Genomic DNA, 15,456 nt, shown 5'->3' with positions numbered 1-15,456 from the left:
AAATTTGCTTTTTTACTATCTTTGCTGTTTTACTATTAATTTTTTGGCTTTTTCCCTTAATTTATTTCTATGTTTTAGTGCTTGCTATTACTTGAAATAAAGCGTACTTGTTTTTAACTAAATTTATCGCATAAGATAACATAAAGATTTTTTATAGACGATTAAATATGGCAAATTTGGTGCAGAAATTTGAAATTTGATGGCCTTACGGCAAATTTTGATGTAGTAGGGTAGGTAAAAAATGAAATTTTTACAAATATATCAAAATTTATGAAAGATTTAAGAAACCTTTGGCTATACTTCACATTTCTTTTAAAGTGCGCTCGTAGCTCAGCTGGATAGAGCATTTGATTGCGGTTCAAAAGGTCAGGGATTCGAATTCCTTCGAGCGCACCATTTATTTCTTAATTAATCCCCTTCTTTTTATAAATTTCCGATACTTGTTCTATTTTTCTTTTCTTTATTTTTTGTTCTAGGGGTTTTGTAGATAAATCATTTTAGGCATAAAGACCTTTGAATATAAAATTCTAATTTAATTTTTTTGCTACAAAAAATATACAATTAATCTGCAATAAAACATTTAGTGCTAAAGTTTTTTAAAAATCAAAAAATTAATCCCATATACAGAAAACACTCAATTTTTATGATACATATTTTAATGCTTATAAAAGTAAGGCAAAAAGTAAAATGCAGACTATTTTTGCCATTTTGTATTGAAAACTATAATTTTCAAATAAATATTTATATCTCTTTTGTATCGCCTCAATATCTTCAGCAAATACCGAAAATACGGTTTTTGTTAGCATTTTACCTTTTGAATTAAAATAATTTATCCATCAAATTTCATGCTAAATTTAACGGATAATTTTTATGCTTATTTTGCTAAATATTTTGCTCGTTATCGTATGTTTTTTGAGATAATTTTTTGAAGTAATTAAGTCGATGAAAAATGCGGGAATAAAATAGAGCTTTTAATTAGCCCTACTTTTTATGTTTTTTAGGATAGTCAAAAAACAGAGCCTTTGCGCCGTGTTCTTTTAGTTCTTTAAAGCTACCGTCAAATTCGATGCAAAAGATGCCGCAGGTTGGGATATTTCCTATAGCGGCATCGCTTAAAAGCTCGCAAATTTCCGTTATCGCGTCGTTGTGGGCTATGACAAATACGCTTTGAAATTTGTCGTCAAACTCTCTTATGAAAGTCAAAAGCTCATGTGTCTGCGCTCCGTATAGCTCGTCTTTAAATTTGATTTTCTTCTTAAATTTGACTGCTTCGGCTAGCTTTTGAGCCGTTTTGGCGCAGCGTTTGGCGGGACTGGCAAATATCGCGTCCGTCCTTACCTCGTGTTTTTTTAGCCGTTCGCACATCAGTGCTAGGTCTTTTTTGCCGCGCTCGCTTAGATCGCGCTCAAAGTCGCTGCCTTCGCCCTCTTCTACGGCTTTTGCGTGCCTGATAAAGTAGATTTTTTTCATTTATTCCGCCTTTTTGGCCTTTGATAGATTTTTTATGCGCTCGATCTCTGCCTCGCTAAACCCTGATTTGAGGCGCGCGCTCACGTTTAGTTCGCGAGACTGCAAAAAAGCTTTAGGGTAGATTTTTTGCACGGTTTGCGCGTAGATTTCGGGGCTTACGCCCTCTTTTTCACAGGCAAATTTAAACCAACGATCGCCCTTTGAGACGTGCGAGATCTCCTCGTCTAAGATGACTTGCAAAATTTCGCAAAGACGTGCCTTGCTCCCGTCTTTTTCGCGCTCGTTTTCCAGCTTTTTTAGCATAAAAGCGTTTGCGTCAAGGCCGTTTGCCTCCATGTATCTAGGCAGCACCGCCATGCGCTCAAGCAGCGACGCGGAGGTATTTTGCAAAGCGATAAAAAGCCCGTCGTGTACGGCAAAATCGCCGTATTTTACGTCAAATTTAGCCATGTGATCCTTGATCATCTTAAAGTGCCTGATCTCATCCTCGGCGACCTCTAGCCAGTCGTCATAGTAGGCTTTTGGTAGCGCTCGGAAGCGATACGCCGCATCTAGCGCGATATCTACGGCGCTGTATTCGATGTGCGCGATCGAGTGAAGGAAGGCTTTTTGCTTGTCCGCTTGCTTTTTGCCGCCGATTTCTCTCATCGCTACGACCTCGCAAAATGCCGCGTAGCTTGGGTGCTCGAGCTGTTTTATCTCGTCAAATTTACCGCCCTCTTCTATTTGCGCGTCAAATTTACCGGCCTTGTACTCGGCGTAAAATCGTTTAAATTTATCAAATTTAAGCTCCTTGTCGCCGCACTCTAAAATTTCCCAAATTTGATCGAAAAATCTCATTTTATCACCTTAAATTTTACCCCGAAATACCCTAGCGCAAAGCCGATGATATGCGCGTACCAGGCGACGTTTACGCCCATGGCTACGGGTGCAAAACTCATTAGCAAGATAGCGATTATTAGCCCTTTTCGGCTGTTTGCGTCTAAAAACGCCAAAACGCCTAGTAGTAGGCTGATCGCGCCGCTAGCTCCGACTAAATTTATAAAAGTTCCGTTAGTTTTAAACATAACATAAATATAAATAAAACTAAGCAGCGAGGTCAAAACGCCTCCGACGCAGTAAACGACGGCGAATTTTTCGCTGCCGTAGTACCGCTCTAGAAGCGATCCGAACTGATACAAAACAGCCATATTCATCAGCAGATGGGCTAAATTTGCATGCATAAACATCGAGGTCGCCGGCTGCCAGACGTAAAATCCGTCCGTGAAAAACATATTTAGCCCAAGCGTCACATTACTACCGCAAATGCCGCAGTAAACGGCAAAATATACTAGACAATTTAATGCGATGAGCGATATCGTAGCTTTCAAAAACGGCTCCTTTTTAAAGGCTTTATCATATAAAATTTAGACATAAATTTAGCTAAAAATTAACCTTGCCAAAGCCGGCGAATCTGTTCGACGTTAGGCAAGTAGCGTCGCCGCCTTTGCACGCTACGATGTATGAGTTTACCTCTTTGCCGCCTATTTTATGGCTATTTTTTTGAAATAGATTTATAAAACCGCTTTTGTTTTTGCCCCTGGTATTATGCATAAATCTTATAGTTCCGTCGTCCTCTATGCGGTCTATGATGCCAAGGTGGGTTATGATTTGCTTGTTTTTGCCTTTGGTTTGACTCGTGGTGTTGTTAAAAAACACCAAATCTCCGAGCTTTGGGCTTGTTTGCGAGATCAAATTTCGCTTTTTGTAAAGATTATAAATAGCTTGCGATTTCGATCCTTGCTCGCCGTAAAATTTGAGCAAATTCGTCTCGGAAAAGTAAACGTTATTTATGTTTTTATTTACGAGCGAAACGAAGCCTGAGCAGTCTCCGCCGTCTTTTTTGCCTAAAAAGCCTTGCATAAAATTTGAAAGCGCTATGCCGCCTAGATCGTTAAATACGTCTTGCTGCGAGTTTAAAAATCTCGCGTTTAAAATTTGTCCGCTTTGATCGGTCGGGTAAATTTTGGGCGTATTGTTCGCGCAACCGCTAAAAATCAAAGCCGCAACCGGCGCTAGCGGTAAAAAAATGCTAAATTTCATTTAAATCATCCTATTTTATATTTAAATTTCAAGGCGAAGTATCTTGTGATAAATTTAAATGTTTCGACGAAATTTTCGACCGAAGATAGAACATAATAGTTCATCGAGGGAGAAAATTTCTAGATCATTTAAATTTACCCAAGAGACAAGCCGTAGAGACGAACTGCCTAAAAGCAGGATTATATAAATAAATCGGTAAATATCGGTATAAATTTAAATTTATAAGCTAAATTTTACTATACTTTGGATTTTATTTAAGGATTTAAGATGATGCATTATTTAGAAATCGAAGGAAACGCGAAACTAGGCGGCGAGGTCGCCATAAGCGGTGCGAAAAACGCCGCCCTGCCCCTCATAGCCGCGGCTCTAATCATAAAAAACGACGTGACGCTAAAAAATATGCCAAACGTCGCGGATATAAAAACATTAGCGACGCTGCTGGTAAATTTGGGCGCAAAATGCGAATTTACGGACGATCACACTCTAAAAATTAACTCAAATTACGTTAGCTCTACGAAGGCCAATTACGACATCGTGCGTAAAATGCGCGCTTCCATACTGGTTCTTGGCCCGCTACTAGCTAGGTTTGGCCACTGCGAGGTGAGTCTGCCCGGCGGCTGCGCAATCGGACAAAGACCGATCGATCTACATCTAAGCGCGCTCGAAAAGATGGGCGCAAACATCGAGATAAAGCAAGGCTATGTCGTAGCCACGGCGCCTGATGGGCTAAAGGGCGCGCAGATCGTGTTTGACAAGATCACGGTAACGGGCAGCGAAAACATCATCATGGCCGCCGCGCTCGCTCACGGCACGACTCATCTGATCAATGTCGCCAAGGAGCCTGAGGTGGTGCAGCTTTGCGAGGTTTTGGCCGCAGGCGGCGTAAAGATCGAGGGTATAGGCACGGACGAGCTCGTGATCGAGGGCACAGATAGACGCCTGCTGGACGTCGGCGAGATAACGGTCATCCCCGATAGGATCGAGGCGGGCACGTATCTTTGTGCCGGAGCGATCACAAACTCGCAAGTAACCATAACAAACGCCAATGCCGCGCATCTTAGGGCCGTGCTTACTAAATTTAACCAAATGGGCTTTGAAACCGTCGTGGACGGCGATAAAATCACGATAATGCCGGCCAAAAACGTAAATCCCGTCGAGATCGTGACGACGGAGTTCCCGGGATTTCCGACCGATATGCAGGCGCAGTTTATGGCGCTCTCGCTCGTGGCAAACGGCGTTAGTACGATAGATGAGAGGCTTTTTGAGAACCGCTTTATGCACGTTAGCGAGCTCACGCGTATGGGTGCCGATATCCGTCTAAACGGCCACATCGCGACGATCTACGGCGGAGGCGAGATAAATGCCGCAGACGTGATGGCTACCGATCTGCGCGCAAGCTCGGCTCTAGTGCTAGCCGCTCTCGCCGCAAACGGAACTAGCCGCGTGCACAGAATTTATCATCTAGATAGAGGCTATGAGGGGCTAGAGCGCAAGCTGGCGGCTCTGGGCGCAAAAATACGCAGGCTGGAGGAGTAAAATGACGCTAGAGCTTGCTCAAAATTTGATCCTAGAAAAAGCCAAATTTGACGGCTGCGGCGAGTTTGTAAGCCTTGAGCGCGCGACGGGTAAAATTTTAGCGCAGGACGTCATTGCAGTTAAAAATTTGCCCTCCTTCGACAATGCCGCGATGGACGGCTACGCGCTCAAATTTGACGATTTTAACGAGCCGTTAAGCGTCGCGGCAACCGTGCTGGCGGGCGATGAGGCTGAAATCGCGCTAAAAAAAGGCGAATGCGTAAAGATAATGACCGGCGCAAAAATGCCGACAAACGCCGACACCGTCGTGCCTTTTGAGGACGCTATTTTGCAGGACGGCAAGCTCTCGCCGCAAAGCAAAGTCAAAAAATTTAACGCACTAAGATATAAGGGCGAAGAAGTCAAAGCTGGCGAAATTTTGCTAAAAAAAGGCGAAATTTTAACGCCCGCAAGAGTAATGATGCTAGCTGCTCAGGGCATCTACTGCGTCTGCGTGGAGCGCGAGCTAAGAATCGGTATATTTTCAAGCGGCGACGAAGTGGTCGAGCCGTGGCAAAACGCTAGCGAGGAGCAAATTTACAACGCAAACGGCGCAGGCATCGCGTCTTTGCTTCAAAGCTTCGGCTTTGCCAGCTCGTACGCGGGCATCATAAAAGACGACTTGGAAAGTACGACGAGCGCGCTTAAGACGGCCGAATTTGACGTCATCATAACAAGCGGCGGAGCAAGCAAGGGCGAGGCTGATTTTATGAAAACGGCGCTTTTAAATTTGGGCTTTAGCGAGCTTTTTGACGGCGTAAATATCCGCCCCGGTCGACCGAGCAAAGCTTTTATAAAAGATAAAAAAATCGTCTTTATCCTACCCGGAAATCCGATGGCGGCGTTTTTGATGTGCTTCTTGCTAGTCGTTCCTTTTTTAAAGGGCACGCGGCTAGAAAAATTTGACGCCGCCCTAAATCAAGACGTAAAAATAAAGTCGGGACGTCAAAACATCGTACTCGGTAGCTTTTGGGGGGGCAAATTTAGCGTGACAGATAATAATAAATTCGGCTCTGGCATGATAACTCCGCTCATCAAAAGTAACGCCGTTTTGGTAACAAGCGAAAGCCTCGGCGAGCTAAAAGCGGGCGAAATCGTAAAAATTTTGAAATTTTCTTGACAAATGAAAACGTTTTTGCTAAAATTGCGACTTCTCAAACGGTGCGGGAATAGCTCAGGGGTAGAGCACAACCTTGCCAAGGTTGGGGTCGCGAGTTCGAATCTCGTTTCCCGCTCCATTTTTTTCTTACTATTTTTTCCCTTTTTTTTATTTTCTTCAGATTTAGCGCTTTGGCCGATGTACTGCGTTTCAAACGGCAAAATAACGCTTGCGGACTTGGGCTTTACGGACAAAAACGACGAGATTTTAAATTTAGGCGAAAACAAAGCCGCAAAAATAAATTCACAAGATTTAGCGGAAATTTTAAAAAAGCGCGGCGTAGAGCTTGAGGACAAAAGCGGCGGAGAGACGGTATTTGTAAAAAACTGCGACGCGTTAGCACTCGTGCAGCGCGCGTTTTTGCAAGAGGTTACGAGCGAGTTTAAGGGACTGCAATTTGTCAAATTTCCGCTTATCGAGCCTCAAAACGAACTTCCTAAAAACTTCCACGAATACAAATTCGATAAAATTTACGTAAATAAAATTAATCCAAAAGGTAGCTTTAGAGCCGGTTTTGTCACGCCAAACGGCTCGCAGCCAAGCATATTTTTTAGATACGAAATCAGTGCAAAAATGCCGGTTTTGAGGGCCACCAAGCCGCTTGTAACGCGCCAAATGCTAGGTATCGGCGACTTTGCAAAGGACTGGGTTGAGCTTGGCGAGTTTAGCCTCGACATGATGAGTGACGCGCCAAACGCTAGGCTGGCGGCCAAGCAAAACATAAAAAGCGGCGAAGTGTTGCGGCTACGGCAGTTTACCCCGCTACCGCTCATAAAAAAAGGCGAGCGCGTCAATGCCGTGCTTAGCGACGGGGCACTCAGTATCATCGTCGAGGTCACGGCGCTAGAAAACGGTAATCTAGGCGAGACCATCAAGGTTAAAAATAACGACAAAAAGGTCTTTAGCGCGCAAATCGTTTCAAAAAAACAGGTGATGATAAGATGAAAATTTTTCTAGGTATCAGCGGAGCAAGCGGCGTAAATCTGGGGCTAAAGCTCGCCCGCGAGATAGCAAAAAGAAGCGAGCTACATCTGTGCGTGAGTAAAAACGCGATGAATGTGCTAGAAAAAGAGCTAAATTTTACGGATATTTTTTATAAAAACGGTGCGACGGGTTTAAAATTTAACGCAAACCAAAATAGCGCCAAATTTGACAAAGATCACGAAGACGCAAAATTTGCAAATTTTGGCTCCGCCCAAGGCGAGCTAGATTTTGGAGGCGGAGACGAAAGATCGCAAAATAAAAACGATAAATTTAAGGATAGCGCGAAAGATTTAGGCGGTAATGATTTAAAATTTGCGAGTTTAAAAAACTATGCCCTTAGCGACGCAGACGAGCAAATTTGTAAATTTGATGGCGGCGAAAAAAACGCAAGCCCTAACGATGAAATAGCAAGCAAATTTGACGACCGTAAATTTCAAAAGCAATGCAGTGCTGATAAAAACCGCGTTCAAAAAGACGCCAAACAAGATGAAATTTATCAAATTTGGCAAGATTTGCAAAAATGCGCCGTTATCCACGATGACTCCGATCTCGCCGCAGCGCCGAGCTCGGGCTCGTTCGGCATAGACGCTACTATCGTTGCGCCCTGCTCTATCAACACCCTAGCCAAAATTCACGCCGGCTTTGCCGATACGCTAATAACTCGCGCCGCCGCAGTCGCGCTAAAAGAGCGAAAAAGGCTGGTTTTGGGCGTTAGAGAAATGCCGTTTTCTACGCTGGCGCTCGAGCACGCGGCCAAGCTTTCCGCTCTTGGCGCCGTTATCGCGCCGCCGGTTTTGGGATATTATTCGGCTCAAAATAGCCTTGAAGATATGGAAAATTTTATCATCGGCAAGTGGCTTGACCTGCTCGGACTAGAGCATCAAATTTACAAAAGATGGAGCTAAAACAGCTGCGCTAGCCACAAGATAAAGTCCTGTTTTAGCCATAAAATAGTAAAATCAACCTTTAAAATTTAAAGGCGAAAAATGAAAGCTTGTATCTATCCCGGCACCTTCGATCCCGTCACAAACGGCCATTTAGACGTCATCAAGCGCGCGGCTAAAATTTTCGATAAAGTTATCGTCGCGGTCGCGGCTAGCGAGAGCAAGCAGCCCTATTTTAGCTTGGCTAGGCGGGTCGAGATGGTAAAAATCTCGACGGCAGATCTAAAAAACGTCGAGGTCGTAGGCTTTGATAACCTGCTCGTCGATTTTGCTAAAAACTGCGGCGTAAACGTCGTGATACGTGGACTTCGCGCGGTTAGCGACTTTGAGTACGAGCTGCAAATCGGCTATGCAAACGCCGTGCTTTGGGAGGAGCTTGAGACTGTTTATCTGATGCCAAGCCTGCAAAACGCCTTTATCTCAAGCTCGATCGTGCGCTCCGTTCTTAGCCACGACGGCGACGTTAGCAAGCTGGTTCCAAGCGAAATTTTAGAAACTTTGAAAGGCTAAATTTGTATATTTTATTTGAAGGTATCGACGGTGTGGGCAAAAGCACGCAGATAGCGCGGCTGGCGGCTGCTTTCCCGCAAGCGATCGTGACCAAAGAACCAGGCGGCACGAAGCTCGGCGAAAATTTGCGCGAGATTTTACTAAAAGAAAATGGTCTAGATAAAAGGGCTGAAATTTTGCTATTTTTGGCCGATAGAGCCGAGCATTCTGGCAAGATAATAAAACCCAACTCGGATAAAATGATTTTAAGCGACAGAGGCTTTGTTTCGGGCATGGCCTACGCGCTGGCGGGCGGAAATTTTAGCTTTGAGGAGCTTTTAAGCTTAAACAAATTTGCCCTGCAAGGAAATTTTCCGCAAAAAATAGTATTTTTTAAAGCGGACGAAAGCACGCTAAGATCGCGCCTAGGCTCGCGCGCGCAGATGGACGGCATAGAGGCTAGAGGTTTTGAGTATCTACTAAGAGTGCAGGACGCGATGGAGGAAATTTTGCAAAAACTAGGCGTCCGCTACGTCACAATAGGCGCCGCCTGGGATGAAGAGAAAATAACGAATTTGATAAAGGAGTTTATAAATGATTAGCGCATTAAGGGGGATGAAGGACGTTTTGCCGCCCCAGTCGGGACTTTACGAGAGGATAATCAAAATCTGCGAAGAGGTCGCGAAAAACTACGGATACGAGTTCGTGCTAGCTCCGCACCTGGAGCAAACGGCGCTTTTTCGCCGCAGCGTCGGGGAGAGCAGCGACATCGTGGGCAAGGAGATGTATCAGTTTGAGGACAAGGGCGGCAACGACGTTTGCCTGCGTCCGGAGGGGACGGCGGGAGTCGTGCGCGCATTTATCGAGGCTAAATTTGACCGTGCGGGAGGCGTGAGACGGTACTTTTACCACGGCTCGATGTTTCGCTACGAGCGCCCGCAAAAAGGACGTTTACGCGAGTTTCATCAGTTTGGCTGCGAGTGCTTCGGTGAACCTAGCGTTTATGAGGATGCGAGCGTTATTTTGATGATAAACGAGATTTTCTCGCGCCTGGGTATCAAAACCAAGCTACTTATAAATTCGCTCGGAGACGCCGCTAGTATGGGCGCATACAGGCAAAAGCTGGTTAAATTTTTAGACGAGCACGAGGAGCAAATTTGCGAGGACTGCAAGCGCAGAAAGCTAACAAATCCTATCCGCGTGCTAGACTGCAAGGTCGAGAGTTGCCAGAAAATTTACGAAAACGCGCCGCTGATAATCGGTAGCCTAAACGACGAATGCGCGGGCGAGTTTAAAAAGTTGCAAGAAATTTTAAGCGGCAACGGAGTGGAATTTGAGATAGATCCGAAGCTCGTGCGCGGGCTTGATTATTACTGCAAAACGGCGTTTGAGTTCGTTTCAAGCGAGATCGGCGCAAAGAGCGCGGTCGCAGGCGGCGGACGCTACGATAGGCTGGTCGAGTATCTAGGCGGCAAGGCTAGCTACGGCGTGGGCTTTGCGATGGGTATCGAGCGCATAATGGAAATCCTAGGCGGCCGCGAGAACCAAAGCGCAAGAGGCGGCGTATATATCGGAGCGATGGATGCCGATGGGGTGGATGCGGTCTACAAAATAGCGATAAATTTAAGAAAAAGCCTCCCGGTTCTCGTGAGCTACGAGCCCAAAAAACTGCAAAAGCACCTAAATGCGGCCGATAACGCAAACGCTAGGATTTGCCTTTGCGTCGGAGAGGACGAACTAAAATCGGGTAAAATTTGGCTAAAAGATCTGAGCGAAAAGGCTGAAAAAACGATTGATTTCGTTGATTTGGAGACGGAACTTAAAAGGATTTTAAATGTATGATTACGGTTTAAATTTGTGGGGAAATAATAACTTCATCGTCGAAAACGGTAAAATTTGCGTCAATACCGGCTCAAAACCCGCCATCATCGATATCGTAAAAAGCATCAGGAGCGAAGGCTACCGAGGTCCGCTATTGCTGCGCTTCCCACACCTCATACACAAGCAAATTTCGCAAATTTACAAAAGCTTTGAGAGCGCGAAAAACGAATTCGGCTACAAAGGCAGCTTTAACGCCGTCTATCCGCTAAAAGTAAATCAATATCCGGGCTTTGTGAAAAATCTAGTCCGTCACGGCCAAAAATACGGCTACGGTCTGGAAGCGGGCTCAAAGGCCGAGCTGCTACTAGTGATGGCGTATAATAATGAAGGCGCGCCGATCACCGTAAACGGCTTTAAGGATAAAGAGATGATAAACATCGGCTTTATCGCGGCCGAGATGGGGCACAACATCACGCTAACGATCGAGGGACTAAACGAGCTTGAGGCTATCATCGCGATCGCAAAAGAGCGTTTCGCGCCAAAGCCAAACATCGGTCTGCGCATAAGGCTGCATAGCAGTGGATCTGGTATCTGGGCTAAAAGCGGCGGCATAAACTCCAAATTTGGACTAACGGCGACCGAGCTAATCGAAGCAGTAAATTTGCTAAAAGAGGCAAATTTGCTCGATCGCTTTAATATGATCCACTTTCATATCGGTTCGCAAATCACCGAAATCCACCCGCTAAAAAAGGCTCTAATCGAAGCAGGAAACATCTACGCCGAGCTGCGAAAAATGGGCGCGAAAAACCTAAAAGCCATAAATTTAGGCGGCGGTCTAGCTATAGAGTACTCGCAGTTTAAGGAAAACTCGAGCCGAAACTACACGCTTAGCGAATACGCCAACGACGTGGTCTATCTGCTAAAGACGATGGCGACGCAGAGAAACGAGGTGGAGCCCGATATCTTTATCGAGAGCGGCCGCTTCGTCTCGGCTTCGCATGCCGTGCTAGTTGCGCCCGTCTTGGAGCTCTTTAGCCAGGACTACACAGAGGAAAAACTCGTGTTGAAAAAGAAAAACCCTCAGCTAATCACCGAGCTAAACGACCTGCTAAGCACGATAAAGCCGTCAAATGCGATAGAGTATCTGCACGACAGCATCGATCATATGGAGAGCATTTTGACGCTGTTTGATCTAGGTTACGTCGATCTGCAAGATCGCTCGAATGCTGAAATTTTAACCCACCTAATCATCAAAAAAGCGGCTAAAATCCTCGGCACCAAACAGCACAACGCCGAGCTTTTAAAGCTGCAAGAGGAAGCGCAGGAGCGTTATCTCGTAAATTTCTCGCTATTTCAGTCGTTGCCAGATTTTTGGGGTTTAAAGCAAAATTTCCCTATTATGCCGCTTGACCGCCTAGACGTGCGCCCTACCCGCTCGGCGTCGCTGTGGGATATCACGTGCGATAGCGACGGCGAGATAGGCTTTGACGACGAGGAAAACCCTCTGTTTTTGCACGACGTAGATGTGGAAAAGGAAGAGTACTTTTTAGGATTTTTCCTAGTCGGAGCGTATCAGGAGGTGTTAGGTATGAAACACAATCTCTTTACCCACCCAACCGAAGCTACTATCGAGATAAACGAGAATGGGTTTGAAATCTCGCACCTGCTAGAGAGCCAATCGATCCTTGATATCATGGAGGACCTTGACTACGACATCTACGAGATCCAAGACATCCTAAGCGAGCGCATCGAAAAATCAAAGCTCGTAACCGACTCGCAGCGCAAGCAAATTTTAGGCGAAATGTATCTGTTTTTAAACGATAACGGCTATCTAAAAACTATATCTTAAATTTATAAAAAGGAGTAAAAATGCTATCAAAAAGAGTTCAGGTGCTAGGCAAGAGCCTAACCATCGAAATCAGCACCAAGGCAAAAGAGATGAAAGCCCGCGGCGAGGACGTGATCAGTTTTGGCGCGGGCGAACCGGACTTTGACACGCCCGAGATCATTAAAAACGAGGTAAAATCAGCCCTAGATAAGGGCTGCGGCAAATACACAGCCGTAGCGGGTACGCCGGAGGTGAGAGAGGCGGTCGCCGCAAAGCTAAAGCGCGACAACGGCCTAAACTACGCGCCAAATCAAATCATCACCAACGTCGGCGCCAAGCACTCGCTTTTTAACGTATTTCAGGCGCTAATCGACGAAGGCGACGAGGTCATCGTACCGAGCCCGTACTGGGTGAGCTACCCGGAGATGGTCAAATTTAGCGGCGGCAATCCAGTTTTTATCGAAACTAGCGAAAAGACCGGTTTTAAAATCACTCCTGAGCAGCTAAAGGCGGCGATCACTCCTAGAACTAAAATTTTAGTATTAAACAGCCCTTGCAATCCGACGGGCGCGATATATAGCCGCAAAGAGCTCGAAGCGCTTGGCGAAGTGCTAAAAGGCACGAAAATCATCGTAGCTAGCGACGAAATGTACGAAAAGCTAAACTATGAGGGCGAATTCGTCGCGACCGCGGCGGTGAGCGAGGATATGTTTAACCGCACGATCACGATAAACGGCCTAAGTAAATGCGGCGCGATGCCCGGCTGGAGATTTGGCTACATGGCTAGCCCGTTTAAAGAGCTAAATGCCGCGGTAAACAAGCTACAAAGCCAAAGCACGAGCAACATAAACTCCCTAACGCAAGCCGGCGCCATCCCTGCGCTGCTCGGCAAAGCCGACGAGGACATCGCGTATATGAAGGGCGAGTTTAAAAAGCGCCGCGACCTGGGTGCCGAGATGATAAACGCTATACCGGGACTTAGCGTGCTTAAGCCTGACGGCGCGTTTTATCTTTTCATAAACTGCTCCGAAGTCGAACCCGATAGTATGAAATTTTGCAAAGAGCTGCTAGAAAAGGCTAAGGTTGCCGTGGTGCCCGGCGTGGGATTTGGTATGGACGGATACTTTAGGCTATCTTTTGCGACCGATTTAGAAAGTATCAGAAAAGGTATCGCAAGGATCGGCGAATTCGTAAAAAGCTATAAAAAATAGCGTAAATTTTGACTCAAATTTGACGCGGCTTAAATTTGCAGCGTCAAATTTGGGTTTTTATAAATTTAGCTTCCATAAATTTGATAAACCTAGCATCAAATTTAAATCATCGCTTTAATCTAAATACTCAAATTTCTCCTCAACATTCATCATCACTTCGCAGTCGCAGTATCCGCCCTGCTCTTCAAGCCACGCAAGCACGCTCAAAACGTCTTTTACTTCCAAATTTGAGAGGATTTGCTTGGTGAGTTTTAGGCTGTGACCGCAGCCATGCGCGTGAAGCTCGGCGTCCAAAAGCTCGAAAAGCCGTATAAATTTATCTTCGGGCATAGGCAAATTTTGTCTAAACTCGGCTAGTTCTTTTTCTTTTATAGCTTTTAAAATTTCTTTTCTTTTGCTTTTTTCCATGGATTTTTCGTTCAAATTTACATCACCAAATTTGACGGCTATTGCACAACAGCCGTCAAATTTTTAGTTTTTCTTAAAAAATCTCGCGATCTTAGCTTGCAGTTTGAAAAAGTCGGCCAGCTCCATTATCGGATATGCGCCTGCGTATTTTTTACCGCCAGCGATATCCTTTGACACGCCGCCGCGAGCCGCTATCTGGGCAAAGTCGCCGACTCTCAAATGCCCCGCAGAGCCGCTTTGTCCGCCCATCACGACGTTGCGTCCCAGTTTGGTCGAGCCTGCGAGCCCTACCTGAGAGACCAGTATCGAGCCGTAGCCTATCTCGCAGTTGTGGCCGATTTGCACGAGGTTATCGATCTTGGCGTAGGCTTTTACGACCGTGCTTTCAAACACGCCGCGGTCTATCGTCGTGCACGCGCCGATCTCGACGTAATCCTCTAAAACGACGTTGCCGTTGTGGTAAATTTTCACGTGTTCGCCCGTTTTCGTGTGTGCGTAGCCAAAGCCGTCGCTACCGATGACGGCGTTTGCGTTGATGCGACAGCCGTTGCCGATAACGGTGTCGTTATAGATGACGACGTTTGGATGGATGACGCAGTTTGCGCCGATTTTTACGTTATCGCCGACGTAGGCGCCAGCCATCACGAGCGTGTTGTCGCCGATCACGGCGCCTGAGCCCACGTAGACGTTTGGCATTATCTTTGCGCTTGGCGAAATTTGCGCAGGTTGCGGCTGGGATGCTAGAAGCTCTTTTGCGAAATACTCGCTCAAAATAGCAAAGGCAAGGTGCGGGTTTTCTACTACTACCGCCCTACTTTGCGCGCCGACGAGCTCTTTTAAATTTGACGCGACTAAAATCGCGCCCGCCTTTGAGCCTTCGATAAATTTAGCGTTTTTCTCGCTATCGCAGTAGCTAAGCTCGCTGGCTCCAGCATTTGAGAGCGAATTTAGAGCCGTGATCTCTAGCTCCTCGCCGCTAAACTCAAGCCCCAAAATTTTATAAACTTCGCTTAGTTTCATCATAGATCCATTAGTACCGAGCCGCCGCGAACGACGTCTGTAGGGTTAAATTTTTTGATAGCTTTGAGGAAATTTTCTATCCTGCTCGCGTCGTCGCTGACCATGACTACGATGTAGTTTTCGTTGGTGTTGGCTACGATGCCGTTGTAGGCCTTTAGTATCGCATCTAGTCCGCCGAAATTTTCGCTTAGCGGGATTTTTACCAGCGCCATCTCTTTTTCGACGAATTCGCCGCTTTCGATGACTTTGTAGGTCGGTATTAGCTTGTGTAGCTGCTTTACGATCTGCTCTAGCACGCGCTCGTCGCCGCTAGTGACGATGCTGATACGAGAAAGCTCGGTGCCCGGGATCGGTGCGACCGTGAGCGTGTCGATGTTGTATCCGCGCCCCGCAAAAAGCCCGGAAATGCGCGATAAAACGCCGTGCTCGTTTAGCACGATGACTGAAATCACTCTTCTTATGCTC

At 46.0% G+C, this 15,456-nt stretch carries 16 protein-coding genes and 2 tRNA genes; 11 read left to right on the top strand and 7 right to left on the bottom strand.

Translation table 11 applies throughout. The annotated features are described in order from the left end of the window. The first annotated feature begins 319 nt into the window (after positions 1–319). Positions 320–396: transfer RNA gene (locus E4V70_RS00770), tRNA-Arg, on the top strand. A 585-nt stretch (positions 397–981) separates the two neighbouring features. On the opposite strand, the gene E4V70_RS00765 is transcribed toward E4V70_RS00770, so the two are convergent. The 4 genes from E4V70_RS00765 to E4V70_RS00750 are packed head-to-tail and all read right to left on the bottom strand — an operon-like array spanning position 982 to position 3,552. Then, complete coding sequence (locus tag E4V70_RS00765) at positions 982–1,470, bottom strand: SixA phosphatase family protein (RefSeq protein WP_122863009.1); 489 nt, start codon at positions 1,468–1,470, stop codon at positions 982–984. Further along, entirely contained in the window at positions 1,471–2,310 is an 840-nt protein-coding gene (locus tag E4V70_RS00760) for a ferritin-like domain-containing protein (RefSeq protein ID WP_122863008.1), read from the bottom strand. Beyond that, complete coding sequence (locus tag E4V70_RS00755) at positions 2,307–2,840, bottom strand: rhomboid family intramembrane serine protease (RefSeq protein ID WP_122863007.1); 534 nt, start codon at positions 2,838–2,840, stop codon at positions 2,307–2,309. Before E4V70_RS00755 ends, E4V70_RS00760 begins: the two co-directional genes overlap by 4 nt. Positions 2,841–2,892: 52 nt before the next feature. Further along, positions 2,893–3,552 carry an NlpC/P60 family protein gene (locus E4V70_RS00750; protein WP_122863006.1) on the bottom strand — a complete coding sequence of 220 codons (660 nt, stop codon included), beginning with the start codon at positions 3,550–3,552 and terminating at the stop codon, positions 2,893–2,895. Positions 3,553–3,822: 270 nt separating this feature from the next. Here E4V70_RS00750 and murA point away from each other — a divergent pair, with 270 nt between their 5' ends. From murA to E4V70_RS00700, 10 genes are all read left to right on the top strand, one after another. Then, positions 3,823–5,088: a UDP-N-acetylglucosamine 1-carboxyvinyltransferase gene (gene murA / locus E4V70_RS00745; RefSeq protein WP_232037870.1), complete on the top strand. Its 1,266-nt coding sequence runs from the start codon at positions 3,823–3,825 to the stop codon at positions 5,086–5,088. A 1-nt stretch (position 5,089) separates the two neighbouring features. Continuing rightward, positions 5,090–6,247, top strand: coding sequence for a molybdopterin molybdotransferase MoeA (locus tag E4V70_RS00740; RefSeq protein ID WP_122863680.1), 1,158 nt, complete (start codon positions 5,090–5,092; stop codon positions 6,245–6,247). A 43-nt stretch (positions 6,248–6,290) separates the two neighbouring features. After that, positions 6,291–6,365: transfer RNA gene (locus tag E4V70_RS00735), tRNA-Gly, on the top strand. Between the two features lie 59 nt (positions 6,366–6,424). Continuing rightward, on the top strand, positions 6,425–7,231 hold the full coding sequence (flgA, locus tag E4V70_RS00730; protein WP_122863004.1) for a flagellar basal body P-ring formation chaperone FlgA: 807 nt from the start codon (positions 6,425–6,427) through the stop codon (positions 7,229–7,231). Continuing rightward, positions 7,228–8,175 carry a UbiX family flavin prenyltransferase gene (locus E4V70_RS00725; RefSeq protein ID WP_122863003.1) on the top strand — a complete coding sequence of 316 codons (948 nt, stop codon included), beginning with the start codon at positions 7,228–7,230 and terminating at the stop codon, positions 8,173–8,175. The genes flgA and E4V70_RS00725 overlap by 4 nt, the downstream gene beginning before the upstream one ends. 81 nt (positions 8,176–8,256) lie before the next feature. Then, positions 8,257–8,724 carry a pantetheine-phosphate adenylyltransferase gene (gene coaD, locus E4V70_RS00720; protein WP_122863002.1) on the top strand — a complete coding sequence of 156 codons (468 nt, stop codon included), beginning with the start codon at positions 8,257–8,259 and terminating at the stop codon, positions 8,722–8,724. Between the two features lie 2 nt (positions 8,725–8,726). After that, a complete protein-coding gene (gene tmk / locus E4V70_RS00715) occupies positions 8,727–9,305 on the top strand; it encodes a dTMP kinase (protein WP_122863001.1) in 579 nt (192 codons plus the stop codon). Beyond that, positions 9,298–10,545, top strand: coding sequence for a histidine--tRNA ligase (gene hisS, locus E4V70_RS00710; protein ID WP_122863000.1), 1,248 nt, complete (start codon positions 9,298–9,300; stop codon positions 10,543–10,545). Before tmk ends, hisS begins: the two co-directional genes overlap by 8 nt. After that, positions 10,538–12,373, top strand: coding sequence for a biosynthetic arginine decarboxylase (speA, locus tag E4V70_RS00705; protein WP_122862999.1), 1,836 nt, complete (start codon positions 10,538–10,540; stop codon positions 12,371–12,373). The genes hisS and speA overlap by 8 nt, the downstream gene beginning before the upstream one ends. 20 nt (positions 12,374–12,393) lie before the next feature. Next, positions 12,394–13,563 carry a pyridoxal phosphate-dependent aminotransferase gene (locus E4V70_RS00700; RefSeq protein ID WP_122862998.1) on the top strand — a complete coding sequence of 390 codons (1,170 nt, stop codon included), beginning with the start codon at positions 12,394–12,396 and terminating at the stop codon, positions 13,561–13,563. Positions 13,564–13,677: 114 nt separating this feature from the next. Here E4V70_RS00700 and E4V70_RS00695 read toward each other — a convergent pair whose 3' ends face one another. The 3 genes from E4V70_RS00695 to ilvN form a co-directional block, all read right to left on the bottom strand. Then, positions 13,678–13,971 carry a DUF2695 domain-containing protein gene (locus E4V70_RS00695; protein WP_232037792.1) on the bottom strand — a complete coding sequence of 98 codons (294 nt, stop codon included), beginning with the start codon at positions 13,969–13,971 and terminating at the stop codon, positions 13,678–13,680. A gap of 63 nt (positions 13,972–14,034) precedes the next feature. Continuing rightward, positions 14,035–14,991 (bottom strand): UDP-3-O-(3-hydroxymyristoyl)glucosamine N-acyltransferase, encoded by a 957-nt coding sequence (lpxD, locus tag E4V70_RS00690; RefSeq protein ID WP_122862996.1) that lies wholly within the window; start codon positions 14,989–14,991, stop codon positions 14,035–14,037. After that, complete coding sequence (ilvN, locus tag E4V70_RS00685; RefSeq protein WP_163026421.1) at positions 14,991–15,452, bottom strand: acetolactate synthase small subunit; 462 nt, start codon at positions 15,450–15,452, stop codon at positions 14,991–14,993. Before ilvN ends, lpxD begins: the two co-directional genes overlap by 1 nt. Positions 15,453–15,456: the final 4 nt, after the last annotated feature.

Origin of the sequence: Campylobacter showae (assembly GCF_900699785.1) — a bacterium.
GTDB lineage: Bacteria > Campylobacterota > Campylobacteria > Campylobacterales > Campylobacteraceae > Campylobacter_A > Campylobacter_A showae_D.
The sequence above is the reverse complement of the archived record's forward strand: the minus strand, read 5'-3'. Positions and strand labels throughout refer to the sequence as shown.

Excerpts from the sequence above, each read along its gene's own strand:
- E4V70_RS00765 (WP_122863009.1), bottom strand. The coding sequence starts at position 1,470 with ATGAAAAAAATCTACTTTATCAGGCACGCAAAAGCCGTAGAAGAGGGC.
- E4V70_RS00760 (WP_122863008.1), bottom strand. The coding sequence starts at position 2,310 with ATGAGATTTTTCGATCAAATTTGGGAAATTTTAGAGTGCGGCGACAAG.
- E4V70_RS00750 (WP_122863006.1), bottom strand. The coding sequence starts at position 3,552 with ATGAAATTTAGCATTTTTTTACCGCTAGCGCCGGTTGCGGCTTTGATT.
- murA (WP_232037870.1), top strand. The coding sequence starts at position 3,823 with ATGCATTATTTAGAAATCGAAGGAAACGCGAAACTAGGCGGCGAGGTC.
- E4V70_RS00740 (WP_122863680.1), top strand. The coding sequence starts at position 5,090 with ATGACGCTAGAGCTTGCTCAAAATTTGATCCTAGAAAAAGCCAAATTT.
- flgA (WP_122863004.1), top strand. The coding sequence starts at position 6,425 with ATGTACTGCGTTTCAAACGGCAAAATAACGCTTGCGGACTTGGGCTTT.
- E4V70_RS00725 (WP_122863003.1), top strand. The coding sequence starts at position 7,228 with ATGAAAATTTTTCTAGGTATCAGCGGAGCAAGCGGCGTAAATCTGGGG.
- coaD (WP_122863002.1), top strand. The coding sequence starts at position 8,257 with ATGAAAGCTTGTATCTATCCCGGCACCTTCGATCCCGTCACAAACGGC.
- hisS (WP_122863000.1), top strand. The coding sequence starts at position 9,298 with ATGATTAGCGCATTAAGGGGGATGAAGGACGTTTTGCCGCCCCAGTCG.
- speA (WP_122862999.1), top strand. The coding sequence starts at position 10,538 with ATGTATGATTACGGTTTAAATTTGTGGGGAAATAATAACTTCATCGTC.
- E4V70_RS00700 (WP_122862998.1), top strand. The coding sequence starts at position 12,394 with ATGCTATCAAAAAGAGTTCAGGTGCTAGGCAAGAGCCTAACCATCGAA.
- E4V70_RS00695 (WP_232037792.1), bottom strand. The coding sequence starts at position 13,971 with ATGGAAAAAAGCAAAAGAAAAGAAATTTTAAAAGCTATAAAAGAAAAA.
- lpxD (WP_122862996.1), bottom strand. The coding sequence starts at position 14,991 with ATGAAACTAAGCGAAGTTTATAAAATTTTGGGGCTTGAGTTTAGCGGC.